Origin of the sequence: Kribbella sp. NPDC000426, from assembly GCF_040300265.1 — a bacterium.
In the GTDB taxonomy this organism is placed as follows: Bacteria; Actinomycetota; Actinomycetes; order Propionibacteriales; family Kribbellaceae; genus Kribbella.
This window is the reverse complement of sequence record NZ_JBEPDK010000006.1, coordinates 527,025-550,943: the sequence shown is the minus strand read 5'-3', so window position 1 is coordinate 550,943 and position 23,919 is coordinate 527,025. Positions and strand designations below refer to the sequence as shown.

Annotated in this window: 25 protein-coding genes and 1 pseudogene; 13 read left to right on the top strand and 13 right to left on the bottom strand. The window is 69.2% G+C overall.

Features of this window, described 5'->3' with window-relative positions; all coding sequences use genetic code 11:
* Positions 1 to 11: 11 nt before the first annotated feature.
* The 3 genes from tatC (at position 12) to ABT313_RS31300 (ending at position 2,631) form a co-directional block, all read left to right on the top strand.
* Positions 12 to 830: a twin-arginine translocase subunit TatC gene (tatC, locus tag ABT313_RS31310; RefSeq protein WP_350861351.1), complete on the top strand. Its 819-nt coding sequence runs from the start codon at positions 12 to 14 to the stop codon at positions 828 to 830.
* Positions 830 to 1,702: a diacylglycerol/lipid kinase family protein gene (locus tag ABT313_RS31305; protein WP_350861227.1), complete on the top strand. Its 873-nt coding sequence runs from the start codon at positions 830 to 832 to the stop codon at positions 1,700 to 1,702. Before tatC ends, ABT313_RS31305 begins: the two co-directional genes overlap by 1 nt.
* Positions 1,703 to 1,803: 101 nt before the next feature.
* Positions 1,804 to 2,631 (top strand): chitosanase, encoded by an 828-nt coding sequence (locus tag ABT313_RS31300; RefSeq protein ID WP_350861225.1) that lies wholly within the window; start codon positions 1,804 to 1,806, stop codon positions 2,629 to 2,631.
* Between the two features lie 60 nt (positions 2,632 to 2,691).
* Here ABT313_RS31300 and ABT313_RS31295 read toward each other — a convergent pair whose 3' ends face one another.
* A complete protein-coding gene (locus tag ABT313_RS31295; protein WP_350861223.1) occupies positions 2,692 to 3,132 on the bottom strand; it encodes a MarR family winged helix-turn-helix transcriptional regulator in 441 nt (146 codons plus the stop codon).
* 71 nt (positions 3,133 to 3,203) lie between these two features.
* Between ABT313_RS31295 and ABT313_RS31290 the strand changes: the two genes are divergently transcribed.
* From ABT313_RS31290 to ABT313_RS31280, 3 genes are all read left to right on the top strand, one after another.
* Complete coding sequence (locus ABT313_RS31290) at positions 3,204 to 4,103, top strand: alpha/beta hydrolase (RefSeq protein WP_350861221.1); 900 nt, start codon at positions 3,204 to 3,206, stop codon at positions 4,101 to 4,103.
* 10 nt (positions 4,104 to 4,113) lie between these two features.
* Positions 4,114 to 6,924, top strand: coding sequence for a DEAD/DEAH box helicase (locus ABT313_RS31285; RefSeq protein WP_350861219.1), 2,811 nt, complete (start codon positions 4,114 to 4,116; stop codon positions 6,922 to 6,924).
* 73 nt (positions 6,925 to 6,997) lie between these two features.
* Positions 6,998 to 8,266, top strand: coding sequence for a serine hydrolase (locus tag ABT313_RS31280; protein WP_350861217.1), 1,269 nt, complete (start codon positions 6,998 to 7,000; stop codon positions 8,264 to 8,266).
* Here the strand turns inward: ABT313_RS31280 and ABT313_RS31275 are convergent.
* A complete protein-coding gene (locus ABT313_RS31275; protein WP_350861215.1) occupies positions 8,263 to 8,727 on the bottom strand; it encodes a MarR family winged helix-turn-helix transcriptional regulator in 465 nt (154 codons plus the stop codon). The two genes, ABT313_RS31280 and ABT313_RS31275, sit on opposite strands and share 4 nt — an antisense overlap.
* A 62-nt stretch (positions 8,728 to 8,789) precedes the next feature.
* Here ABT313_RS31275 and ABT313_RS31270 point away from each other — a divergent pair, with 62 nt between their 5' ends.
* On the top strand, positions 8,790 to 9,155 hold the full coding sequence (locus tag ABT313_RS31270; RefSeq protein ID WP_350861213.1) for a cupin domain-containing protein: 366 nt from the start codon (positions 8,790 to 8,792) through the stop codon (positions 9,153 to 9,155).
* Between the two features lie 4 nt (positions 9,156 to 9,159).
* Here ABT313_RS31270 and ABT313_RS31265 read toward each other — a convergent pair whose 3' ends face one another.
* The 3 genes and pseudogenes from ABT313_RS31265 to ABT313_RS31255 form a co-directional block, all read right to left on the bottom strand.
* On the bottom strand, positions 9,160 to 10,446 hold the full coding sequence (locus ABT313_RS31265; RefSeq protein ID WP_350861212.1) for a glycoside hydrolase domain-containing protein: 1,287 nt from the start codon (positions 10,444 to 10,446) through the stop codon (positions 9,160 to 9,162).
* A 28-nt stretch (positions 10,447 to 10,474) separates the two neighbouring features.
* Positions 10,475 to 10,822 (bottom strand): SbtR family transcriptional regulator, encoded by a 348-nt coding sequence (locus tag ABT313_RS31260; protein WP_350861349.1) that lies wholly within the window; start codon positions 10,820 to 10,822, stop codon positions 10,475 to 10,477.
* A gap of 12 nt (positions 10,823 to 10,834) precedes the next feature.
* Positions 10,835 to 10,906, bottom strand: a pseudogene (locus ABT313_RS31255) (TetR family transcriptional regulator); the annotation flags it as partial.
* A 150-nt stretch (positions 10,907 to 11,056) separates the two neighbouring features.
* On the opposite strand from ABT313_RS31255, the gene ABT313_RS31250 reads away from it, so the two are divergent.
* The 5 genes from ABT313_RS31250 (at position 11,057) to ABT313_RS31230 (ending at position 15,883) form a co-directional block, all read left to right on the top strand.
* Positions 11,057 to 11,530, top strand: coding sequence for a GyrI-like domain-containing protein (locus ABT313_RS31250; RefSeq protein ID WP_350861210.1), 474 nt, complete (start codon positions 11,057 to 11,059; stop codon positions 11,528 to 11,530).
* A complete protein-coding gene (locus tag ABT313_RS31245) occupies positions 11,531 to 12,586 on the top strand; it encodes an ArsR/SmtB family transcription factor (protein WP_350861208.1) in 1,056 nt (351 codons plus the stop codon).
* Positions 12,587 to 12,653: 67 nt separating this feature from the next.
* A complete protein-coding gene (locus tag ABT313_RS31240) occupies positions 12,654 to 13,865 on the top strand; it encodes an MFS transporter (RefSeq protein WP_350861206.1) in 1,212 nt (403 codons plus the stop codon).
* A 21-nt stretch (positions 13,866 to 13,886) separates the two neighbouring features.
* A complete protein-coding gene (pdxR, locus tag ABT313_RS31235) occupies positions 13,887 to 15,290 on the top strand; it encodes a MocR-like pyridoxine biosynthesis transcription factor PdxR (RefSeq protein WP_350861205.1) in 1,404 nt (467 codons plus the stop codon).
* Positions 15,291 to 15,385: 95 nt separating this feature from the next.
* A complete protein-coding gene (locus tag ABT313_RS31230) occupies positions 15,386 to 15,883 on the top strand; it encodes a hypothetical protein (RefSeq protein ID WP_350861203.1) in 498 nt (165 codons plus the stop codon).
* On the opposite strand, the gene ABT313_RS31225 is transcribed toward ABT313_RS31230, so the two are convergent.
* A complete protein-coding gene (locus tag ABT313_RS31225) occupies positions 15,880 to 17,022 on the bottom strand; it encodes an FAD-dependent oxidoreductase (protein ID WP_350861201.1) in 1,143 nt (380 codons plus the stop codon). The genes ABT313_RS31230 and ABT313_RS31225 overlap by 4 nt on opposite strands.
* On the opposite strand from ABT313_RS31225, the gene ABT313_RS31220 reads away from it, so the two are divergent.
* On the top strand, positions 17,021 to 17,896 hold the full coding sequence (locus ABT313_RS31220; protein WP_350861199.1) for a LysR family transcriptional regulator: 876 nt from the start codon (positions 17,021 to 17,023) through the stop codon (positions 17,894 to 17,896). The two genes, ABT313_RS31225 and ABT313_RS31220, sit on opposite strands and share 2 nt — an antisense overlap.
* Here the strand turns inward: ABT313_RS31220 and ABT313_RS31215 are convergent.
* The 7 genes from ABT313_RS31215 to ABT313_RS31185 form a co-directional block, all read right to left on the bottom strand.
* The gene (locus tag ABT313_RS31215) at positions 17,886 to 18,368 is read right to left on the bottom strand and encodes a 2,4'-dihydroxyacetophenone dioxygenase family protein (RefSeq protein WP_350861197.1); all 483 of its coding nucleotides are present in this window, start codon (positions 18,366 to 18,368) and stop codon (positions 17,886 to 17,888) included. The two genes, ABT313_RS31220 and ABT313_RS31215, sit on opposite strands and share 11 nt — an antisense overlap.
* An 8-nt stretch (positions 18,369 to 18,376) precedes the next feature.
* Positions 18,377 to 19,051: an SDR family NAD(P)-dependent oxidoreductase gene (locus tag ABT313_RS31210; RefSeq protein WP_350861195.1), complete on the bottom strand. Its 675-nt coding sequence runs from the start codon at positions 19,049 to 19,051 to the stop codon at positions 18,377 to 18,379.
* Between the two features lie 88 nt (positions 19,052 to 19,139).
* Positions 19,140 to 19,796 (bottom strand): hypothetical protein, encoded by a 657-nt coding sequence (locus tag ABT313_RS31205; RefSeq protein ID WP_350861193.1) that lies wholly within the window; start codon positions 19,794 to 19,796, stop codon positions 19,140 to 19,142.
* 61 nt (positions 19,797 to 19,857) lie between these two features.
* Positions 19,858 to 20,568 carry a hypothetical protein gene (locus tag ABT313_RS31200; RefSeq protein ID WP_350861192.1) on the bottom strand — a complete coding sequence of 237 codons (711 nt, stop codon included), beginning with the start codon at positions 20,566 to 20,568 and terminating at the stop codon, positions 19,858 to 19,860.
* Between the two features lie 79 nt (positions 20,569 to 20,647).
* Positions 20,648 to 22,192 (bottom strand): precorrin-2 C(20)-methyltransferase, encoded by a 1,545-nt coding sequence (locus ABT313_RS31195; RefSeq protein ID WP_350861190.1) that lies wholly within the window; start codon positions 22,190 to 22,192, stop codon positions 20,648 to 20,650.
* Positions 22,192 to 22,821 (bottom strand): precorrin-8X methylmutase, encoded by a 630-nt coding sequence (locus ABT313_RS31190; RefSeq protein ID WP_350861188.1) that lies wholly within the window; start codon positions 22,819 to 22,821, stop codon positions 22,192 to 22,194. The genes ABT313_RS31195 and ABT313_RS31190 overlap by 1 nt, the downstream gene beginning before the upstream one ends.
* Positions 22,818 to 23,912, bottom strand: coding sequence for a ferredoxin-like domain-containing protein (locus tag ABT313_RS31185; RefSeq protein WP_350861186.1), 1,095 nt, complete (start codon positions 23,910 to 23,912; stop codon positions 22,818 to 22,820). Before ABT313_RS31185 ends, ABT313_RS31190 begins: the two co-directional genes overlap by 4 nt.
* Positions 23,913 to 23,919 lie beyond the last annotated feature (7 nt).

Here is a 23,919-nt window from a genome sequence, read left to right as displayed (position 1 = left end):
CACCTGTGTCGATGGTGAAGTTCGGGCGGCGGAAGGACAAACAGGACCGCCACCCGAAAGACCCCGAGGGTCGTATGACCCTGCGCGAGCACATCGTCGAGCTCCGTAACCGGCTGCTCATCAGTGTGCTCGCGATCGTGGTGTGCACGATCGCGGCTTGGTTCATCTACTACCAGGCGCTGGAGATCCTGAAGCACCCGTTCGAGACGGCCGTGAAACCGTTCGCGGAGAACCGGGGCCTCAAGCCACAGCTCACCTTCCAGGGCGTCGGCGACCCGCTGACGTTCCGGATCAAGGTGTCGGCGCTGCTCGGCCTGATCGTCGCCGGGCCGATCTGGCTGTTCCAGCTGTGGGCGTTCATCGCGCCGGGTCTGCACCGCAACGAGAAGAAGTGGGCGTACCTGTTCGCCGCGATCGCCGCGCCGCTGTTCGCCACCGGTATCGCGCTCGGCTACTGGACCCTGCCGAAGGGCATCCAGATCCTGCTCGGCTTCACGCCCGACCAGGTGCAGAACCTGATCGAGCTCGGCAAGTACCTGGACTTCGTCATCCGGACATTGCTGGTGTTCGGTATCGCGTTCCTGATCCCACTGGTGGTCGTGCTGCTCAACATGGTCGGCGTGCTGCCGGGCAGCGCGCTGTCCAAGTTCCGGCCGTACATCATCCTGGTGATCTTCGTGTTCGCCGCGGTGGCGACGCCGTCCGGTGACCCGTTCACGATGTGTCTGCTGGCGTTCCCGATGTGCGTGCTGTTCTTCGCCTCCGAGGTGATCGCGCGGATCAACGACAAACGCCGCAAGACCCGCGCCGACGAGCTCCTGGCTGATTGATGAGCCGACGGATCGCGCTGGTGGTGAATCCCACCAGCGGTCGCGGCCTGGGTGCGCGGATCGCGCCGGTGGTTCGGGACCGGATCGCGGCCGCCGGGCTGACGGTCGACGTGCATGCGACGACCTGCGCCGAGGACGTCGGCCGGATCGCCGGTGAGGTGGTCGCGTCCGGGGCGGACGCGGTCGCGCTGATCGGCGGCGACGGCACGGTCCACCTCGGCGCGCAGGTGCTGGCGAACTCCGGGATGCCGTTCGGCGTGATCCCGGCCGGCACCGGAAACGACTTCGCCCGCGGCATCGGCGTACCGCTCAAGGACCCGCTCGCGGCGGCGGACCTGGTGGTGGCCGGCAAGACCCGCACCGTCGACCTCGCCACCGCGAAGGACGTCTTCATCACCACGGTCGTCGCCGGCGGGTTCGACTCGCTGGTGAACAAGCGGGCCAACGCGATGTCGTGGCCCAAGGGCAGCTCCCGCTACACGGTCGCGACCCTGGCCGAGCTGCGCACCTTCACCCCGCTCGAGTACGTCGTGACCGTCGACGGCGACCCGATCGAGACGAGCGCGATGCTGGTCGCGGTCGGCACCGGGCCGACGTACGGCGGGGGACTGCAGATCTGCGCCGGCGCCGCGATCGACGACGGCCTGCTGGACGTCACGATCATCCAGCCGGTGTCCCGCCTGACCCTGCTGCAGCTGTTCCCGAAGCTGTCCAAGGGCACCCATGTCGGCCATCCCGCGGTGCGTACGCTCCAGGGCCGCTCGGTCCGGATCGAGTCGCCCGGCATCACGGCGTACGCCGATGGCGAGCCGCTGGGCCAACTGCCGGTCGACATCGGCATCGCGCCGGGCGCGCTCACAGTCTTCGCCTGAGCCTTCGAAAACATTAACGTCCGAGCTATTCTCATTTCTGTCCTCCGTCTGATAGGAAAGCTTCCTAACAGTTGCTGCCTCGGACGCCCCTCGGAGGAGTCATGGAGAACCGCCCCACCCGCAGGACCGCACTGCTGCTCGGACTGTCGCTCGCGGCCGTCCCCGCCACCGGCCTGGCCGTCTCCCGTTACGCGTCGCACGCCGACGCAGCGGTGCAGGCGACCGGTCTCGACGATCCCGCGAAGAAGGAGATCGCGATGGAGATCGTCTGCAGCGCGGAGAACTCGTCACTGGACTGGAAGGCGCAGTACAAGTACATCGAGGACATCGACGACGGCCGCGGCTACACGGCCGGCATCATCGGGTTCTGCTCGGGCACCGGCGACATGCTCGACCTGGTCGAGCTGTACACCGACCGCAAGCCCGGCAACGTGCTGGCGAAGTACCTGCCGGCGCTGCGCAAGGTGAACGGCAGTGACTCGCACAATGGCCTCGACCCGAACTACACCAAGGACTGGAAGACTGCTGCCAAGGACACCGCGTTCCAGAGCTGCCAGAACGACGAGCGCGACCGGGTGTACTTCAACCCGGCGGTGGCGCAGGGCAAGGCCGACGGGGTCCGCACCCTCGGTCAGTTCTGCTACTACGACGCGATCGTCATGCACGGTCCGGGCAACGACTCGACCAGCTTCGGCGGCATCCGCAAGCGTGCCCTCGGCAAGGCCAAGCCCCCGTCGCAGGGCGGCAACGAGACCACCTGGCTGAACGCGTTCCTGGACGCGCGGGTGTGGGCGATGAAGCAGGAGGAGGCGCACAGCGACACCAGCCGGGTCGACACCGCCCAGCGGGTCTTCCTCAAGAACGGCAACTTCAACCTGGACACCCCGCTCAGCTGGAAGGTGTACGGCGACCCGTACCACATCGACTAGTCATCCCCAGGCGCGCAGCCGGGCTCCCATCGGACCACCAGGGAAGGGAGCCCGGCTGCGTCATGTCCGGTTGTCGAGCTCCGCGTGCTGCCTGAGTGTGGAGAGTCCGGTTGCTAGCTGGTCGAGGAGTCTGGTGGGCAGGACCGAGCCGATCCACCTGTCGAGCTCGGCCTCGACCGCGGGTGCCGCTGCCGCGAGGGCCCGGGCGCCCTCGGGGGTGAGTTCGACGAGGGAGGAGCGGCGGTCGTCGGGGTTGGCGGTACGGCGGACGCGGCCGGCGGACTCCATCCGGTCGACGGCCTTGCTGGTGGCGCCGACGGTGATGGCCAGTTCGCGGGCCAGGTCGAAGACCCGGGTCGTGCCGTGCGCGGAGATGAAGCGGAGGAACTCGAACTGGCCGAGCGGGAGGTCGTGCTCCGCCTTCAGGCGGGCGTCGAGCACGTTGTAGAGCCGCGTTTCCAACCGGACCAGGTCCGTGAACAATGCTGTGAGATCAGTCACGGAATTAGATTCCTCGGAATGTAGTTGGAGGGAACTATATTCCGAGGAATCTATCAGCAGGAGGCGGACGGATGAGCGCTGAAGAACGTGAAGCGGCACGCGGCATGATGCAGAAGGCCGAGCTCGGGCGGACGCCGGAGGAGCAGCGCGCCGGCTTCGACGAACGGTTCGCCGGTCTGCCGCTCGGTGACGACGTCAAGCTGGTCGAGCGGACGCTGGGCGGGGTGCCGGCGCTGGACGTGCACGTCGACGGCGCCGACGCGGACGGTGTCATCCTCTACCTGCACGGCGGCTCGTACGTGCTCGGCTCCGCGCGGACCGGGGCCAACCTGGCGGCGCCGTTGTCGCGGCGCAGCGGCGTACCGGCGGTGTCGCTCGACTACCGGCTCGCGCCGGAGCATCCGTTCCCGGCCGGGATCCACGATGCGCTGGCGGCGTACCGGGAGTTGGTCGAGAGTGGCCGGAACGTCGTCCTCGTGGGCGATTCGGCCGGTGGCGGGCTCGGGCTGGCGATGATGATCGCGGCGCGGGCCGAGGGGCTGCGGCTCCCGGCCGGTGCGGTGTTGCTGTCGCCGTGGACCGACGTCTCGCTGAAGAGCCCGAGCATGGACAGTCGGGGCGAGGACGACCCGCTGTTCAGCCGCGCCAACATGGCCGAATCGGCCGGGTTCTACCTGGGCGGCACGGACCCGTCGAACGAGCTCGCGAGCCCGGTCTTCGCCGACCTGAGGGGTCTACCGCCGCTGCTCGTCCAGGTCGGTACGGCGGAGATCCTGCTCGACGACTCGCTCCGCCTGGTCGCCCGCGCCGCCGAGCAGGACGTCGACGTCAGCCTCGACGTGGTCGCCGGCGCCCCACACGTGTTCCAGTACTTCGCCGGCGCCATGTCCGAGGCCGACGAGGCCCTCGACCACGCCGCCACCTTCGTCAAGAACCGGCTCCGGGACAAATCTGTAGGTGCCGTCGCATAGATTGGGGTCCATGAGCACCCCGTCCGAGAAGTACGCCTCGTTCCGCTCGGACCAGGAGCATCCGGCCGTGAAGGAGTTCCGGGGGCTCTACGACTTCGCGCTGGACGAGTTCCAGTTGCGCGCCTGCGCCGCCCTCGAGGACGGTCACCAGGTGCTGGTCGCGGCGCCCACCGGCTCCGGGAAGACGCTGGTCGGCGAGTTCGCCGTGCACCTGGCCCTGGAGCGCGGCCAGAAGTGCTTCTACACGACCCCGATCAAGGCCCTCAGCAACCAGAAGTACGGCGATCTCGTCAGCCGGTACGGCGCGGACAAGGTCGGCCTGCTGACCGGCGACAACTCGGTCAACTCCGAGGCCCCGATCGTCGTGATGACCACCGAGGTCCTGCGCAACATGCTGTATGCCGGATCGCAGACCCTGCTCGGCCTGTCGTACGTCGTGATGGACGAGGTGCACTACCTGGCCGACCGGTCCCGCGGCGCGGTCTGGGAAGAGGTCCTGATCCATCTCCCGGACTCGGTCAGCGTGGTCTCGCTGTCGGCGACCGTGAGCAACGCCGAGGAGTTCGGCGACTGGCTGGAGACGGTCCGCGGCAACACCGTCGTGGTCCTGGAGGAGAAGCGGCCGGTGCCGCTGTTCCAGCACGTGATGGTTGGCAAGCGGCTGCACGACCTGTTCGCCGGTGAGGCGCCGACGGCGAGGGTCGGTGCGCCCGGCAGGTCGGGCAACCCGGCGAAGGCCAACGCGAAGCCCGATGTGAAGGACCTGGTCAACCCGCAGCTCGTCCGGATTGCCCGCGACGACAACCGGATCTTCCGCGACGACTCCCGCAAACCGCGCCGGCGCCGCGACCTGCCCAAGAGCAGGCCGTCCCGCTCCCACTTCACGCCGTACCGCTCGGACGTGGTCGAGGAACTCGACGCCGGAGCGTTGCTGCCGGCAATCTTCTTCATCTTCTCCCGCAAGGGGTGTGAGGACGCGGTCGTGCAGTGCCTGCGGTCGGGGCTACGGCTGACCAAGCCGTCGGAGCGCGACGAGATCAAGCGGGTGGTGGCCGAGCGGACCGCCGACCTGCCGGACGAGGACCTCGGCGTGCTCGGGTACCACGACTTCGCCGAGGCGCTCAGCCGCGGGATCGCGGCGCACCACGCGGGCATGCTGGCGGCGTTCAAGGAAGTCGTCGAGGAGTTGTTCGCGCGCGGTCTGATCAAGGTCGTGTTCGCCACCGAGACGCTTGCCCTGGGCATCAACATGCCGGCCCGCACGGTCGTCCTCGAGAAGCTGTCGAAGTGGAACGGCGAGGCGCACGTCGACATCACGCCGGGGGAGTACACCCAGCTGACCGGCCGGGCCGGGCGCCGCGGGATCGACGTCGAGGGCCATGCGGTCGTGCTGTGGCAGCCCGGGTTCGATCCGCGTGAGGTGGCGGGTCTCGCGTCGACGCGTACGTATCCGCTGCGGTCGTCGTTCTCCCCGTCGTACAACATGGCCGTCAACCTGGTTCGCCAGGTCGGGCGGACGCGGGCGCGGGACATGCTCGAGTTGTCGTTCGCGCAGTTCCAGTCCGACCAGGCCGTGGTCGGGCTGGCGCGGCAGGTGCAGCGCAACACCGAGGCGCTGGAAGGGTACAAGGAGTCGATCGAGTGCCATCTCGGCGACTTTCTCGAGTACGCCGCGCTGCGCCGGCGGATCGGCGATCGCGAGGCGTCCGGTTCGAAGCGGCGCAAGCTGGACCGCCGGATCGAGTCGCAGGAGTCGATCGAGAAGCTGAAGACCGGCGACATCATCCGGATCCCGGCCGGCCGCAGCGCGGGCTGGGCGCTCGTGCTCGACCCGGGGATGCGGTCGGAGCGCGAGGGTCCGCGGCCGACCGTGCTGACGCTGGACCGGCAGGTGCGGAAGCTGTCGATGGTCGATTTCCCGACCCCGGTCGAGGCGATCGGCGTACTGCGGATCCCGCGCAAGTTCAACCCGCGCAACCCGCAGCAGCGTCGCGAGCTGGCCCAGGTACTGCGGACCCGCACCGACCTGCTCGGTGAGGACGGGCCGCCGTCGCGCACCCGGGGCAAGGACGCGATCAGCCACGCGGACGATCCCGAGCTGCAGGAGATGCGGGCGCAGCTGCGCGCGCACCCGTGCCACGGCTGCTCGGACCGCGAGGACCATGCCCGGTGGGCGGAGCGCTACTTCCGGCTCGACCGGGAGAACCGTGAGGTTCAGCGCAAGATCGAGCAGCGGACGAACACGATCGCCCGCCAGTTCGACCGGGTCTGCCAGGTGCTGGATGCGCTGCACTACCTCGACGGCGACAAGACGACCGAGGCCGGTGACCGGCTCGCGCGGATCTACACCGAGCTCGACCTGGTTGCGGCCGAGTGCCTGCGGCAAGGTGTTTTCGACGACCTGACGGTGCCCGAGCTGGCTGCGTGCCTGGCCGCATTGGTCTACGAGTCGCGGTCCAAGGACGAGCCAACCTCACCGCGGTTGCCGCGCGGCGACGTACGGGAAGCACTGGAGCGGATGGGGTTGATCTGGCGGGATCTGTCCGCGCTCGAGCGGGACATGCGGGTGGACTTCCTGCGATCGATGGACCTGAACTTCTGCTGGCCCGCGTTCCGGTGGGCGTCGGGTGCTTCGCTGGCAGAGGTGCTGTACGAGTCGGACCTCGCGGCGGGCGATTTCGTCCGCTGGGTCAAGCAGCTCATCGACCTCACCGAGCAGATCGCCGACGCTGCCGGTGACACCCCGCTCCGCAAGACAGCCCGCACCGTCGTCGACCAGATCCGCCGCGGCGTGATCTCCTACGCCTCGATGGTCGAGTAGACCTCTTCGGGTGAAAGACTTCCTTCAACGCAGCAAGTAGTTGTAAACCCCTGCCTTGAAGGAGAACACGTTCGTGGAGTTGACGCGCCGCAACTTCGGCAAGCTTGCCCTCGCTACCGGAGCGGTCGCGGCCGTCGGGACCGGGGCGGGATCGGTTCTGAGTCGTTCCGCGGACGCGGCGGCGACCTGGAAGACCACCGGTACCGCGGTCTCGGCGCTGGCCGGGTTCGACAACCAGATGAAGACGTTCATGCAGGCCCGCGGCGTCACCGCCGGTCAGCTCGCGGTCACCTACAAGGGCCGCCTGGTGCTTGCCCGCGGCTACAGCACGTCCACCGCGCTGACCGTGCAGCCGACGTCGTTGTTCCGGGTCGCGAGCCTGACGAAGTCGTTCACCGCGGCCGCGGTCGTGAAGCTCGTCCAGGATGGCAAGCTGAGCCTTTCGACGCCGGTCGGGAACATCATCTCGATCACCCCGCCGACCGGTCAGACCAAGGACACCCGCTGGTCCGCCGTCACGATCAAGCGCCTGCTGCAGCACCTCGGCGGCTGGGACCGTGACATCTCCGGCGACCCGGAATGGGAGGACGCCGTCATCTCCAAGGCTCTGGGCGTCCCGATGGAGCTGCACCCGGCGGACGTGATCAAGTACCAGGCCGGCCGGAAGCTCGACTACACCCCGGGCACCAAGTACGCGTACTCGAACTTCGGATACACGCTCGCCGGCCGGGTGATCGAGAAGGTCAGCGGCCTGAGCTACCCGACGTACGTGCAGCAGAAGCTGCTGACGCCGTTGGGGATCACCCGGATGGCGCAGGGCTACTCGATCGCGAAGCACACCGGCGAGGTGCCGTACGACTCGCAGTACTCCGGGCCGACCGTGCTGGACATGTCGGGCACCAAGGTGGCGGCGCCGTACGGGACGTTCAGCATGCGGATCCAGGACGCCAACGGCGGCTGGATCGCGAGCGCACCCGACCTGGTGCGGTGGGCGCGCATGTTCGACAAGTCGTCCAGCGTGCTGAACACCGCGTCGCTGAACAGCATCTGGGCCAAGCCGGAGATCGGCGTCAACTCCGACGGCTGGTACTACGGTCTCGGCTGGCAGGTCCGTCCCGTGACGACCGGCGGCACCGGCCGCAACACATGGCACACCGGGAGCATGCCGGGCACCTTCACGATCATGGTGCGGACCTACAACGGGATGAGCTGGGCCGCACTGTTCAACCGCCGCGACGACGCCAGCGGCAAGTCGTACGGCGACATCGACGCCGCCCTCTGGACGGCAGCCAACGGCGTCAAGTCCTGGCCCACGAACGACCTGTTCTCCAAGTACTTCTAGAACATCAACGCCCTGAAGTGCGGCGTGCTGATCTGGGCCTCGCCGGCCATGCCGGTCAGCACGTCGCGCAGGGTGTCGATCGCCTCGTCGCCGAACTGTTTGCGCAGGCGCCGCTCGTACGCCTGATGGAACTTCCGCGCCGTGGCCAGGGCTGCCTCGGCGTGTTCGGTCAGGTGGAGCAGTTTCGCGCGGGCGTCCGACGGGTCCGGGCGGCGTTCGACGTAGCCGCGGCGCTCCATGTCGTCGACGATCTGGCCGGCGCCCTGCTTGGTGATCTCCAGCCGCTCGGCCAGCCCGCTGATCGTCGTCGGCCCGGCGCTGAGCGTCCGGAACACGAATCCGTCCGACCGACCCTGGTCGTCGAACCCCTGCGCGGCCACGTGCCCGCGCAGCTCGCGGACGAACTCCTGGTCCGCCAGCAGCAACAAGATCCCGATATCCGGCTTGCCCGATCGCGTCATGCCGGTCATGATAGTCAAGCTGACTTGGTCAAGTCAGCTTGTCTAAATGGTTGGGGGACGAAATGCACGTCATTCACGCGGCCGAGGCGCAGCGGTTCCAGCTGCCGGGGGTCGAGTTCACCGCGCTGGCTGCGCCGAGTCGCGGGTCGGCCGGGTTGTGCACGTGGAGGCTCACGGTCGAGCCCGGGCACGGCGGCGACGCGCCGCACACGCTCGACCGGGACGAGGTGTTCATGGTGATCAGCGGCACGGTGTCGCTGGGCGCCGACAAGCTCGGCCCGGGCGACGCGGTCGTCGTACCAGCCGGTGAGCCGATCTCGCTGACCAACCTCGGCGAGGGCCCCGCAGAGCTGTACGTCGCGATCACCGCCGGCTTCACGGGCTTCATGGCCGACGGTACGGCGGTCCAGCCGCCCTGGGCGCAGTAGCAGGTCAGCAGCGGCGGATCGGTGCGGTGTACGTCGTTTGGCTCGCCGTGGCGACGTAGTAGTCGGTGACCCAGCTCCCGTCGCTCAGCCGATCCCACACCGTCGTGGTGCCGACCTTGGAACCGGCTTGCTGGCAGGTGATCCACGCCAGCGACCCAGCGGGCAGAGCGCTCGGGTACGTTGCGTACGCCGTACCCGGGCCGTGCCGCCGGCTCAGACCGTTGATCGTTGTCTGGAAGGGGAAGCTGCAGCCGGGCAGCGGTGCGCTGTAGCCGGGCTTGCTCGGTGTGCGGACGTAGTAGTCGGTGACGTACGTACCGTCGATGAGCTTGTCCCAGACGGAGCTGGTGCCGATCTTCGGCCCGAACGTCTGGCAGACCACCCGGACCCCAGCGTTGGCCGCGATCGTCGAACGGACCGGGTACGCCGTCGATGGACCGGAGTACGAGTGGATCGTCGTACGGACGGTGTAGGTGTAGGCGACGGACGCGACCGGTGCGTCGAAGCGGTCGTTGTCGATGTTGAGCGTCACGCCGCCGTACGTCTCGGTGTGGTCGCCCATGTACTGCTTGCCGCGCTGCCCGACCGCCCAGAACGTGTTGGGGATACCCGCCCAGCCGGTGAGCAGACTGCTGTTGTCCCAGCGTGCAATCCACAGGGCGTCCGGCCGGGCGTAGGACGGCGAGTTGTACGCGGCGGCGAGGTCGGGCGCACCTGAGCTCAGGTTGGCGTACACGCCAGAGAGGTAGCGCTGCAGGTGCAGCTCCTTCGTCCAGGCGGACAGGTAGTGCAGCACGGCGGACCGGCAGACCGCGTTGGTGTTGTCGTAGTTCTCCATGTCGTTGTAGAGCGCACTCCCCGGCAGGAGGCCCAGTGCCTTGGCCTTCGCGACTGCATCGTCGGCGTCCCGGACGGCCTCGCGGTTGGACGCCGTCGTGGACATCTTGTACTTCCGGGTGCCACAGGGTGCCTGCAGCCCCAGGTAGATCGGGACGAGCCGCCATCCCATCGCAGTGACCGACTTGACCCAGGCCGGAGTCAGCTGCGGCTGTGCACAGCTCCGGTTGACCCCACCGAAGTAGATCCCGACCGCCTTGTACGGCGAGGCCTTCCACGCCGTCATCTGCGCCAGCGTCGGCGCAGTACACGTGTCGAACGCCAGCCCGGTGAACCGTGTCGCCGTAGTACCCGCGTTGTACGTGATCGGCGTCGTCGGCTCGGCCAGTGCCGGTGCAGACGGCCCGACGAGCGTGACGGTCAGAGCGGCAACGAGAACCTTGATCTTGACCATGTCGGCCACCCCCGGTCTCAGTAGACGCTCAGGGAACAGCCGGCGCCAGACCTCTGAAGATAATCGCCAGCGTCCGCTCCCGCAGGTCCTCCGGCCAGCCACTTCGCTGCGCCGCCTGAGCGGCAGCGGTCAGCAACGCCATCACCTCGTCGACACGTACGTCGGACCGCACGTCGCCGGCCTCCTGGGCCTGATCCAGCAGACGTCCGACCTCGTCGGTGAGTCCCCGCAACGCGTCCCCGACGTCGAGCTCCGGACCGGCCAATGCGTCGACCACGGTCCGGGTCCGCGCCGATTCGTCGACGACCGCGGTGATGAATCCGAACAGCGTCGCCTGGCCGGCCAGCGTGATCAGCCGCTGCAGCGACTCCTTCATGATCGCGACCAGCAGCGCGTCCTTGGTCGGGAAGTGCCGGAACACGGTGCCGACCGCGACACCGGCCCGCTGCGCAACCTGCTCGGTCGTCGCCTTCGCGCGGGGCGGCGCGGTTCATCGGCGTACTGCGGGTCCGGGACGGGAAGATCGCGGGCTGGCGTGAGTACCAGAACACCGCTGCGATCCGGCAGGCGCTAGGTTGAGGCCACCATCGAGTGTCGGAGGGTAGTTGCCATGCCGGAGATCGTCGAGGTTGAGGAGCGGCCGTACGTCGCGTTGCGGGGCAAGGTCGCGATGGACGGGATCGGGGCGTTCGCGGACCGGATGCGGGAGGTGGTCGACTGGCTCGCGGCCAAGGAGATCGCGCCGAACGACGCGCCGTTCTTCAAGTACGACGTGGTCGACATGGACGCCGGGCTGGTGATGGAGATCGGGTTCCCGGTCGACGACCTGCACTCCGGTGAGGGCGAGATCGTCACCGGCGTACTCCCGGCCGGCCGGTACGCGACCGTCAGCCACCACGGCCACCCGGACGGCCTGCTGGAGGCCACCCGCGCCCTGCTCGCGTGGGGCGAGGAGCAGGGCCTGGAGTGGGACGTCAACGGCGACCACTGGACCGCACGCCTGGAGATCTACCGCTCCGACCCCCGCGAGGTCCCGGACATGAACGACTGGGACATGGACCTCCAGTTCAAACTGAAGGACTGAGTGCCGACTGTTCTGGCGGGGGTCAGCCGGCTCGAGGCGGAGCGGATTCGGCATGTTGCGTCGCCGCTGATCGAGTTGGGTTGCGCTCTGCACGTGCTGGCTGAGCCCACTCACCACAACAAGGTCGAGTGGGCAGCGTCCGTACCCCTGTCCGCCGAGCTGCGCGCCGAGCTGGCGCAATGGTCGTGGACGGTGCGTGCGGTCCGGGCCCGCTTCTTCGCCACGACAACTGCCACCGGCATGCCGTCGTTCTCGGATGAGCTGGCCGCCCTCAGGTCGCGTCCACCAGAGGAGGTGGCGGCCGAGCTGGTCCGGCCGTTGCGTGGTCGCCCGTTGAGCAGTCGCTCCGTCGACACTGACGCCGTACTGCACTGGGCTCGCAGCCGGGGCCGGGCGGTGGCCGCACTGGTGGAGTCGCTGGTGACGTCTCCTGCAGATCCGGTACGGCGCTTTGTCGACCTGCTGGATGCCTGCTGGCAGGAGTGGTTCTCAGACATCTGGTCCGTGTCACGCGACGAGCTGGCTGCCCGCGGCCGGCACGACCGCGACCTGGCGATCCGCGACGGAGCCGGTGCGATGCTGCGTTCGCTGGACGGTTCGATCGACGTCCGTGACGCGGACAGCGTCGTCGTACAGAAGGTTCAGAGCAAGCGCATCGACATCAGCAGCCGGAGCCTGTTGCTTGTCCCGAGCAACTACATCGCACCGCACCTCTTCGTCGGCGAGATCCCCGGCGAGCCGATCACGATCATCTATCCGGTGAGCGGCCGCGGCACCGCCGTACCGGCCGCTCAGCTCATCCGTGCGAGGCTGGACGCGCTCGCGTCACCGGACCGCCTCCAGGTCTGCCGAGCGGTCGCCAGCGAACCCCGCACCGCCGGTGAGATCGCCGCCCTCTGGGGCCTCCACCCCACACAGGTCACCCGCCACCTCAGAGCTCTGACGAGAGCCGGTCTGGTGACCGCCGAACGCCAGGGCCGCTTCGTCGCCTATCGCCTCGACAACCAGGCCCTCACCACGCTGGGCACCGACCTCCTGACCCTGATCATGCGATGACCGCGTTGGACTGACCAGATCCGTCAATTCACCGCCCGCAGCAGGCCCGTGGGCTTTGGGTGAACACGTGACTTCTCTTCCGCCTGCAGTACGTCGGCTGGTCCTCGCCACGTTGGTGAACACGCTCGGCAACGGCGTCTATGCGGCCGTCGGCGCGCTCTACCTCACCAGGGCGGCCGGCCTGTCTGTCGGACACGTCGGCATCGGGCTCACGGTGGCCGCGCTGGTCGGTCTGGTGACCAGCACCCCGCTCGGTGTCGTCGCCGACCGCCTGGGTCCGAACCGTGCGTACGTCGGATTCCTGCTGCTCCAGACCCTCACGATGACCGCGCTCACCCAGGTCCGCTCGTTCGCCCCGTACGTCGTGGTCGCCGCGGTGACAGCGATCGCGGACTCCGGCCAGCGCGGCGCCAAGGGCGCACTGATCGCTGGACTGTCACCTGCCGACCAGCGCGTACGGACCCGGGCGATCCTCCGGGTCGCGACGAACGTCGGCATGGGCGTCGGCATGGGGCTGGCCGGGATCGTGCTCGCGGTCGACCGGCGCGAGGTCTATGTGATCGCACTGCTCGCGAACGCAGCGACGTACCTGGTCACCGCCGGACTGGTTCGTTTCGGCATGCCCGAGGTCGACAAGGTGCCGCGGGCCAGTGGGCCGTCGGGACTGACCGCGCTGGTGGACCGGCGGTTCCTGGTGTTCGTGGCGCTGGACGGCGTACTGACGATGCACGCGGCACTGGCGCAGGTCGGGATCCCGCTCTGGGTGGCTACTTCGACAGACGCGCCGCGGTGGATGATCTCGGTGCTACTGGTCATCAACTCGGTCGCGGTGATCCTGCTGCAGGTCCGGGTCGCTCGTGGCACCGAGCAGCTCTCAGGCGCTGCCCGAGCCGGCCGCCGGGCCGGACTGCTGCTGGCTGGTGCCTGCGTGGTGCTGGCACTCACCGATGCGACGTCGGGCGTGGTGACGGTCGGCCTGCTGATCGTCGCTGCACTGATCCACGTCCTCGGCGAGATGCTCCAGTCGGCAGGCGGCTGGGGGATCAGCTTCGATCTCGCGCCGGCCGGTGCGCAGGGGCAGTACCAGGGTGCGTACGCCATGGGTCGCCAACTCGGCGACCTCGTCGCACCCCTGCTTCTCACCACGGTCGCGATCTCCTGGGGCTGGCCGGGCTGGCTTCTCGTCGCGGCTCTCTTCCTGGTTGCGGGCCTGCTGATCCCGGGTGTGGTCGCCGGCCACCGCGCCAACACGGAGCAACAGGCACTCGTTGTGAGCTGATCTGTTGGCGAGAATGCCCGCATGGATCTGCATCTGCAGCTGGGGGAGGGCGGGCTCGCCGAGCAGATCTACATGCAGCTGTCGGAGCGGATCGCCGCCGACGTGCTGCCGGCCGGGACTGTACTGCCGTCGTCGCGGGAGCTGGCAGACCGGCTGTCGGTGTCACGCGCGACGGTGGTTGCGGCGTACGAACGGCTTGCTGCGCACGGGCTGATCCGCGCCCGCGCCGGGGTCGGGACGGTCGTCACCGCTCAGCGCAGCCGTACGTCGACGGCCGCGCCCGCGTCGCGGTTGCAGCCGCGCGAGATCTGGAGCTCCGCGCGGCTCGCCGTACCCGATCTCACCAGGCCGGATGCCGAGTTCGACTTCGCGCCCGGGGTTCCCACGCGGGCGGAGTTCCCGTTCGCGCGCTGGCGGGCGTTGCTCAACGATCAACTCCGGACCCGGACCGACGTCAGCTACGCGGATCCGGCCGGCTCGGCCCAGTTGCGTACTGCGCTGGCGCGGCATCTGGTCGTGAGTCGCGGCGTGACGGTGACGCCGGAGCAGTTGGTGATCACGACAGGAGCGCAGCAGGCGTTCGACGTCGCCGCGCGAGTCCTGCTCGATCCGGGTGACCTGGTGGCCGTCGAAGACCCCGGTTATCTGCCGGCCTATCGCGGCTTCGTTGCCCACGGCGCCCGCGTTGTCGGCGTACCCGTCGACGGCGAGGGGCTGGTGGTCGACCAGATCCCGGCCGGGACCCGGCTGGTCTACGTGACGCCGTCGCATCAGTTCCCGCTCGGCATGTCGATGTCCGACGCCCGCCGTACGGCGTTGCTCGCGTGGGCCGCGCGCCACGACGCGGCGATCGTCGAGGACGACTACGACTCGGAGTTCCGCTTCAGCGGGCGCCCGCTGACCCCGTTGCACGCGATCGACACGGAGGGACGCGTGCTGTACGTCGGGTCGTTCTCCAAGACCCTGCTGCCGGCGCTGCGGGTCGGATTCCTCGGCATCCCTGCGGAGCTGGCCGAGGCCGCGCGGCGGGCGAAGTTCGTCGCCGACTACGGCACCGCCGGTCACGTGCAGTCCGCGCTCGCCGACTTCATCGAGAATGGCGATCTGGCGCGCCACATCCGGAGGATGCGCGGGACGTACGAGCGCCGGCACCACTTGCTGATCAGCACTTTGCGCGATCAGTTCGACGGTCTGCTCGACCCGATCGAGTCCAGCGGCGGCACGCACATGACCGCATTGCTCGCACCCGAGCAGCCCTCCGACACGACGCTCGCCGCACGCGCTCTCACCGAGGGCGTGAACGTCGGGACCGTCTCCCGCTGGGGGATCGAGGGCCCCGGCCCGAACGGGTTCGTCTTCGGGTACGGCGCTATCGCGACCGACCGCATTCCGGCCGCGCTGACCGCCCTGCGCCGCGTTATCTGATCGAGATTGGACTGACGCGGTACGTCGCGAACCAGCACCTCCACCGGGCCGGGTCCGTTCCTAGGCTGCCGCGGACACCCACCACAGGAGGACCGATGAGATCCCTGCGCATCGCCGCGGTTGCCCTCGCCAGTGTCGGCGTGGTTGCCGGCTCGTCCGTCGCCAACGCGCATCCGCGCTGCGACCAGATCGACGCGACTATCTACGACAAGGTCGTGGACGTCGGGTGTCCGCCGCCGACCCAGGTCTGCGTGGCCGGTACGGTCCGCGGCCGGCACGGCTTCGACGGCAGCACCGTCTTCATCCTCGGCTCCCGGGGCGAGGCGCCTCCGACAGCACCCGGCTACCGCCCGGTGAGCGGGACGATCACCTACACCTTCGGGGACGGCGCCACTCTGACCGCACTGGAAACCAGCATCGGCAACGTCAACACGACCACCGGCACCGGCCACGCCGGCGGCACCCAGGAGTTCACCGGCGGTACCGGCCGCTACCAGGACGCCACCGGCTACGCCTACCTGAACCAGCACTGGCAGACCGACCACTTCGTCACCACGATCCAGGGCGAAGTCTGCCGGCCAGCCATGCCCTAGGCGGCCTGTGACTTCAGGAGGTTCCGGAGGGAGCGGGCGGCGGCGAAGCCGGCCCGGTTGGCGCCGATGGTCGACGCGGAGGGGCCGTAGCCTACCAGGTGGATGCGCGGGTCGGCGACGGTAGCGGTGCCGTCCATGCGGATGCCGCCGGAGGGCTCGCGCAGGTGGAGCGGCGCGAGGTGGGCCAGGTCCGCGCGGAAGCCGGTGGCCCAGAGGATGGTGTCGACGTGGAGACGGCCGCCGGCCGGCGCCTGGATGCCCTCGGGCCAGTCCGTCCCCTCCGCCCACTCCACGCCGTCCGCCGTGATGCGGGTGAACATCGGGTAGCGGGTGTAGACGCCGCGCTCCCAGGCGGCCTGCTCCTGCGGACGCAGGTGCAGGCCGGTCACGCTCACCACACTCCGAGGAGGCAGCCCCGCACGTACCCGCTCCTCGACCTGAGCGACCACCTGCCGCCCGTACTCCGGCGTGAAGTCGTCACCCGTCCGCCATTCCGGCGGCCGCCGCGTCACCCACGTCGTGGTCGTGACAGCAGAGATCTCCGCCAGCAACTGCACCGCCGAGGCACCACCACCAACCACCAGGACATGCTGCCCGGCCAGCTCCGCAGCGCCCGCGTAGTCCGCAGTGTGCAGCTGCCGGCCCTTGAACGTCTCGATCCCCGGATACCACGGGATGAACGGCCGGTCCCACGTCCCGGTCGCGTTGACCAGCGCGGCCGCGGAGTACACGCCGGCTGAAGTCTGCAGCTCAAAGCCATGGGCGATCTCGCGCACGCTCTCCACCGCAACCGGTCGTACCACCGGCAGGTCGAAACGCTTCTCGTAGTCCGCGAAGTACGACGGCACGAACGCGTTGGCCCGCTCGGAGTCGGAACTGGGCGGCACCGGCACGCCGGGCAGGTTCGCGATCCCGTGCACGTCGTGCATCGTCAGCGAGTCCCACCGGTGCTGCCACGCGCCGCCGGGCGCCGGATTCCGGTCCAGCACGACCACCTCGTCGTACGGCGTGAATCCGAGCCGGACCAGGTGGTACGCAGCCGACAGCCCCGCCTGTCCCGCACCGATCACCGCTACCTCGAGCACACTGTGGACAACGCCGCCCCCGGCGCGAGTCTTCCCGGCTACCGTGACGCTCATGGACCTCAACGCGGCGTACGGCTTCCGGATGGACTGGATCGTGAGCTTCGTCGCGGTCGCGCGGTACGGCGGGTTCTCCGCGGCCGGAAAGGCGGTGTACCGCGGTCAGTCGCGGATCAGCGAACATGTCGCCGAGCTCGAGCGCGCCCTCGGCGTACAGCTGTTCGACCGCACGCATCCGACCAGCCTGACCCCCGAGGGCCGTGCACTGCTCCCGCGCGCCGAGGAGATCCTGCACAACCTCCAGAGCCTGAACGGCGGGGGAGAGGTCCGCTTCGGCGCCTACCCGAGCGCAGCCGCCTGGCTCTTCCCCCGGGTCGTCCGCTGTCTGCCGGACAGCATCCGGCTCCTGCTCGTCGAGGGACCGAGCATCGACCTCGAGAGCGCGCTGCTCCGCGGCGACATCGATCTCGCGATCCGGCCGGTGCACCCGCTGGTGGCCGACGAATCCCTCGTCCACGAGGTGCTCTGGCGCGAACCGCTCACCGCCGTCTTCCCGGCCGGGCACGCGCTCGCGGACGCCGAGTCAGTGAGCCTGGCGCAGCTCGCCGAGCTCCCGCTCATCTCGATCGGTGAGGCGGATGGGCCACGCCAGTTCGAGTCGCACCTGGCGTTCGCGTCGGCGGGTCTCAACCCCGGGTCCGCGTTCCGCACCAACCAGCCGCAGACGCTGCTCTCGCTGGTCCGCCACGGGCTCGGCGTTGGCGTGACCAACCAGTTGGCCGTCACCACCGCGAACCTCGACGGCGTGAAGCTCGTGCCGATCCACGACGCGGGCGTGGACCGCCAGGTCGGCCTGTTCACCCGCGGCGACCGCGGGCACTCGCCGTCGCTGGCCCGGGTGATCGAGGCGGTCCGAGCGGTCAGCGGATGAATTGGTCCACGTAGTCCGCGCCGAGGCCGTTGGCGCCGTAGTGGTCGCGGCAGAGCTGGATCTTGGTGAACGTGTCCTCGTAGCCGATCTGGTTGCCGGCCTCGTCGACGTAGATCATCGCGCCGGAGATGTTGAAGAACGTGATCATCTCGGTGCAGTCCTCGGGCACGCGCAGGGTGTGGATCTCGCCGGGCGGCTCGTAGACGAACGAGCCGGTCTCGGCGACCCAGCCGTGTTCGTCGTACTGCCATTTGCCCTTGATCACGTAGCCGAAGACTGCGCTGGGATGGCGGTGGCGGGAGACGATGCCGGCGCGGGTGACCTTGAGCAGGTTGCACCACTGACCGGTGACCGTGTTGAGCATCAACGGCCGGAACCACACGCCCGGCGCCTGCTGCACCCAGAGTCGGTCGTCGTCCGGGACGGCCTGGACCGCGATCTCGGCCGGGACACCTGCGGATACGGGGATCATCGGGTCTCCTACATGCTCAGGTAGCCGCCGTCGACGGGTACGATGGTGCCGGTGACGAAGCCCGCGTCGGGGCCGGACAGGAACGCGATCACGCCGGCGACCTCGTCGGGCGTGCCCCAGCGGGCCATCGGCGTACGGGACAGGATCCGCTCGGAGGCGACCGGGTCGGCCTGCAGCGCGGCAGTCAGGTCGGTGGCGATCCAGCCGGGGGCGACCGCGTTCACCCGGATGCCGTCCGCGGCCCAGGCGACGGCGAGGGATTTGGTCAGCTGGACGATCCCGCCCTTGGAGGCGCTGTACGCCGGGACGAGCGGGCCGCCGAAGTAGCTGAGCATCGAGGCGACGTTGACGATGCAGCCGCTGCTCGCGGCGAGCAGGTCGTGGGCGGCCTCGCAGGCTCGCATCGCTCCGGTCAGGTTGATCTCGACGACCTCGCGGAACACGTCAGGCTGGTGCTCGTCGCCGCGCCGGATGATGCCGGCCGCGTTCACCAGCACGTCGAGCGACCCGAGCGAGCTGATCAGCGCCTCGAGCTCACCCGGTTGCCGCAGATCGACCTGTACCTGCGTCGGCCCCGCCCCGAGGCCGGCCGCGATGACGTGCAGGCCGTCCGCGGCGAGGCGGCGGGCCGTGGCGGCGCCGATGCCGCTGGTGCCGCCGACGACGAGCGCGGTGCGTGTCATGGTTCGCATCCTGGCCGTATGGCGCGCTGCCAGGCAAGCGTGAGCCGGACGGCGGATCGGGTCTATCCGCCGTCCGGTTTGCCGCTTGTCAGCTCACGTCGATCCGCTTGTGGTACCGCTGTCCGGCCAGGCTGCCGACCAGCGCGGCCAGCAGCGTGATCACCACGGCCGCGATCATCACGACCACACCGCCCGTTGTCAGCGTGCGGTCATCGATCGGCACCGACGGCAGGTCCACCCGGTCCAGGACGTCGTACTGCGAACCGGCCAGCGCCGCGAGCCCTGCGACGACCGCCGTCACGATGACGCCGATCATCCAGACGCCGAACCCCTGCCGGGCGCCGTCGAAGCGCGCCAGCCGTCCGGCGACGTATCCGCCGTTGTAGTAGGCGATCGCCAGGATCACCAGCAGGACGGCCGCGGAGGCGATCCCGATGGTGCCGGCCGAGTTGTTCCAGTCGATCGTCAGCGCGTAGTCGACGGCGGCCGCGACCGCCCCGACGATCCCGGTGAGCAGCGCGATCAGCCCGATCGCGACGATCCAGCCGAAGAAGGCCGCGCCGCCCTTGAACCCGCGGTACGCCGGATCGACCCGATCCTTGGTCGGCAACGTGCCCCGGTCGGACGTCGTCGTCCGCCCAGTCTCGGTGCGGTCGTGCGTAGTGCGGTCGTGCGTTGTGGTCCGGTCGTCGTCGTAGGTCTGCGACGGATCGATCCGGGTGTCTTCCTCATGCTGCTGGGTCATAGCGGTGTCTCCTCACCAGACAGCCCCGTGCTCCCGTCCGGTACCCCGCAGCAAAACCCTGCTAGCTGATCAGTTCGTCGATCCGGTCGTGGTACCGCCGGCCGTTCTTGCCACCCAGGATCGCCATCAGCAGCGTCAGCAGGAGCAGTGCGGCCGTGGCGGCGATGCTGCCCAGCAGGAGCGTGTTGTCGCTCAGTGCCACGTCCGGCCAGTTGATCCTGCCGACCAGGTCGTACTGGTTGTCGAGCACCCAGCCGCCGCCGCCCACAAGCAGACCGACCACCAGCGCGATCATCCACACGCCGAAGCCTTGGCGGCCGCCGTCGAAGCGGGCGAGCCGGCCGGCGACGTACCCGCCGGTGTAGAAGGCGATCATCAGCATGAAGATCGACACCGCCGCCGCCGTGATCGAGGCCGCGCCGGGCTGGGCCTTCGCGTCGCTGGTGGTGTAGTCGAGGACCTCGGCGGTCCCGAGCGCGGCCGCGGACACGGCCGCCAGCAGCAGGACCGACATCGAGATCGCGATCAGCCAGCCGAAGAACGCAGCGCCGAACTTGAACCCGCGGTACGACAGCAGCTCCGGCGCGACCTCCGGCTCCGCGGGGCCTGCGCCGGGCGGTTCCGGGATCGTGATCGTGCTCATGGCCCGGCTCGCCGCGGCCCGGGCCTCCTCGTACCGCTGCGTGGTGGTGTCCGCGCCGGCGGGTGTGGCGATCGTGGCTGTGCTGCCTGCGCTGCCTGCGTTGCCGTCGCCGGGGTACTGCTGACTCATGTCCGCTGGCTCCTCACTGGTCGGCTTCCGCGCGGGTCCTACCCGTCCGGGTTGCGCCTGACACAGCCTGCGAGCGGATTTAACCGGCTCCTGGGATGGCCTCACTCACCGTCGCGGGGTAGCGACGTGGGGTGAAGACCAGCGGGCCGTCGGGGCGTGGCACCGTGCGGGTCTGTGACGAGCCGATCAGGAGCAGGCACCGCATGTCAACCGTTTGTTCGTCGAGTTCCGCCAATGTTGTGACGGTGATCGCTTCCTCCGGACCGCCCACGTCGCGCCCGATCACGACCGGCGTACCGGGGTCGCGGTGCTCGAGCAGGAGGTCGCGCGTCGCCGCCACCTGCCAGGTGCGCGACTTCGAGGCGGGGTTGTAGATCGCGATCGCCAGGTCCGCCGCGGCCGCCGCGGTCAGGCGCTGGGCGATCACCTCCCACGGCTTGAGCCGGTCCGAGAGCGACAGGACGCAGTAGTCGTGCCCGAGCGGTGCGCCGACCCGGCTGGCCACGGCCTGGGCCGCGGTCATCCCGGGCAGCACGCGTACGGCGATGTCGGCGTACTCCGGCTCCGAGGCGACCTCCGTGACCGCGCTGGCCATCGCGAACACGCCGGGGTCACCGGACGAGACCACAACGACGTTGGAGCCCTTGCGAGCGAGGTCGAGCGCGAAGGCGGCCCGCTCGGACTCGACGCGGTTGTCGGACCCGTGCTTGCGCTGACGGGCGCGGTCGGGCAGTCGGTCGACGTACGTGGTGTAACCGATGACGTCGTCGGCGCTCGCGATCGCAGCGCGAACCTCTGGGGTCATCCACTCCGGACCGGCTGGTCCCAGGCCGACGACCGTCACCGAGCCTTCGGCCGCGGTCTTCGTCGTCGGGGGAGTGAAGGTGTTGTTGATCGGGCTCGGGAGGAGGGCGAGGGAGAAGTACGGGACATCGTCGGGGTCGACGTCGTTGAGGGGTGCGGTGCGCTGGGCGTCGGTGGTGGCGCGTTCGACGTACCAGGCCTCGTCTGCGCGTCCGGCCAACTCGAAGGCCTCGCGGACTCCTGCGAAGGTCCGGCCGAGTTTCATGACGGCCGCTGCGTCGGTTTCCGTCAGGCGCTCCGCCAGTACGTCCGGCGGGAGGGTGCCGGGGAGCACGGTGAGGATCTCGTCGCGTTCGCAGAGCGGGCGCCCGAGTACTGCGGCGGCCGCGCTGACCGACGTCACGCCCGGGACGACCTCGCACGGGTAGCGGTCGGCGAGGCGTTTGTGCATGTGCATGTACGACCCGTAGAAGAGCGGATCGCCTTCCGCGAGTACGACGACGTCGCGGCCGGCGTCGAGATGCGCGGCCAGGCGGGCCGCGCAGTCGGCGTAGAAGTCGTCCATCGCGCCCTGGTAGCCGCCAGGGTGGTCCGTCGTCTCCGTGGTGAGCGGATAGACGAGGTGCTCCTCGATCTGCCCATCGATCAGGTACGGCGCGGCGACGCCGCGGGCGATGCTGCGTCCGTGCCGCGCGCTGTGGAAGGCGATCACAGCTGCGGCGCCGATCAGCCTGGCCGCCTTCACAGTCACCAGCTCAGGATCACCCGGTCCGAGCCCGACGCCCCAGAGCCGTCCCGTGTTCGGCTTCGCCTCGCTCATCACTCCGCCTCACTCGCGATTGCGTTGACAGCGGCGGCGGTGATCGCACTGCCGCCGCGGCGGCCCCGGACGACCAGGTACTCGAGGCCGAGCTCGTTTGCCGCCAGCGCGTCCTTCGACTCGGCCGCGCCGATGAACCCGACCGGGATGCCGAGGACCGCCGCCGGTCGCGGTGCGCCACTGGCGAGCAGGTCGAGCAGGTGGAACAACGTGGTCGGAGCGTTGCCAATAGCAACAACCGCGCCGTCGAGGTGGTCGCCCCACAGCTCGACTGCCGCCGCACTCCTCGTTGTCCCCAGCTCCTGCGCCAGTCCGGCGGTCCGCGGGTCCTGCAACGTGCAGATCACCTCGTTGTCCGCCGGCAGCCTCCGCCGGGTGATGCCGGCCGCCACCATCTGCGCGTCACACAGCACCGGCGCACCGCCTTGCAGCGCAGCACGCGCGTTCTTCACGACGTTGGGCGACCAGGCGAGGTCCGCCACCAGGTCGGTCATCCCACACGCATGAATCATCCGTACGGCGACCTGCGCCACCTCAGCCGGCAACCCGTCCAGCTCCGCCTCGGTCCGGATCGTCGCAAACGACCGCCGATAGATCTCCGCACCGTCGCGCACGTACTCGAAACTCACACCCGTTCCCCATCCACCAAGTAGCCATCGCCCACCGCAACCACATCCACAAACCCACCACTCGGCTTCCCACACCGCCGCGCACACCCAGCCCAATGCACCCGCCGCCCGTCACGGGCGAACGTGGGCATCAGCCGCACAGCGTCCGCACGGACATCAGCCAGCGCCTTCGCACACCCCGGCCTCCCGGCACAGGCAGTCACACCCTCCCAGACCGAGTCGGCCTCAGTGACCAACCCAACCTCTTCCAACCCAGCAGCCCCCACCTCAACCACCACAGACCGCCAAGGCGTAACGCGCACCCCGGTTGTGCCGGCGGCTGCGGCCAGGGCGGTTGCCTGGGGTTGGGTGAGGCTTCCGAGGGGGACTGTCACGACCTGCGCCGTGCCGTGTACACCGGCTGTTACCTGGGTGGTGCTGGTGTCCAGCGGCTCGTCCGCAGTCAGCCCGAGGCGTGCCAGGATCCGCTTCTCGCCATCAGGCACCTCAGCGATCCGCCACTCCTGGTCCCGCACCTCCAGGAACGCCTCCGCGGCAGCCAACATCAGGTCCGGCACCTGACCCCACCCGATCCGCACACCGCGGTTGCCGAGGCTCAGCACAGCACTCCGCTCGTCCAAGGCGCGCACAGCGACGTCGGCCCGCACATCGGCCAGATCGCCCCGCCCGTCGTCCAGCGCGAACAAGAACCGCCCGGGCAACTCCGCCAGCCCCGGCCGATCACAGAGCGCCCGGTCCAGCGCGCCCGCCAGCGGGAGTACGTCGTACCGCGACTCATCGTCCAGTCCGGACAGCGGCGACGCCAGGATGTTGCGCACACGCTCGTGGGCGATCGACGGGAGCAGACCGGATTTAAACAACCGGTCCGACAGCTCCCGCGGCCCACGCGCGTCCAGCCCGCGGATCTGCACGTTCGCGCGGGATGTGAGTTCCAGCCGTCCGTCACCCAGGCCGGCTGCAGCAACCCGCAGTACGTCGAGCTGCTCAGCAGTCAGCCACCCACCGGGCAACCGGACTCGAGCCAGACCGCCGTCCGCCGCCTGGTGCACTGCCAGCACACCAGGGCATCGATCGGTCTCGGTCCGCGCCATGCCCGCG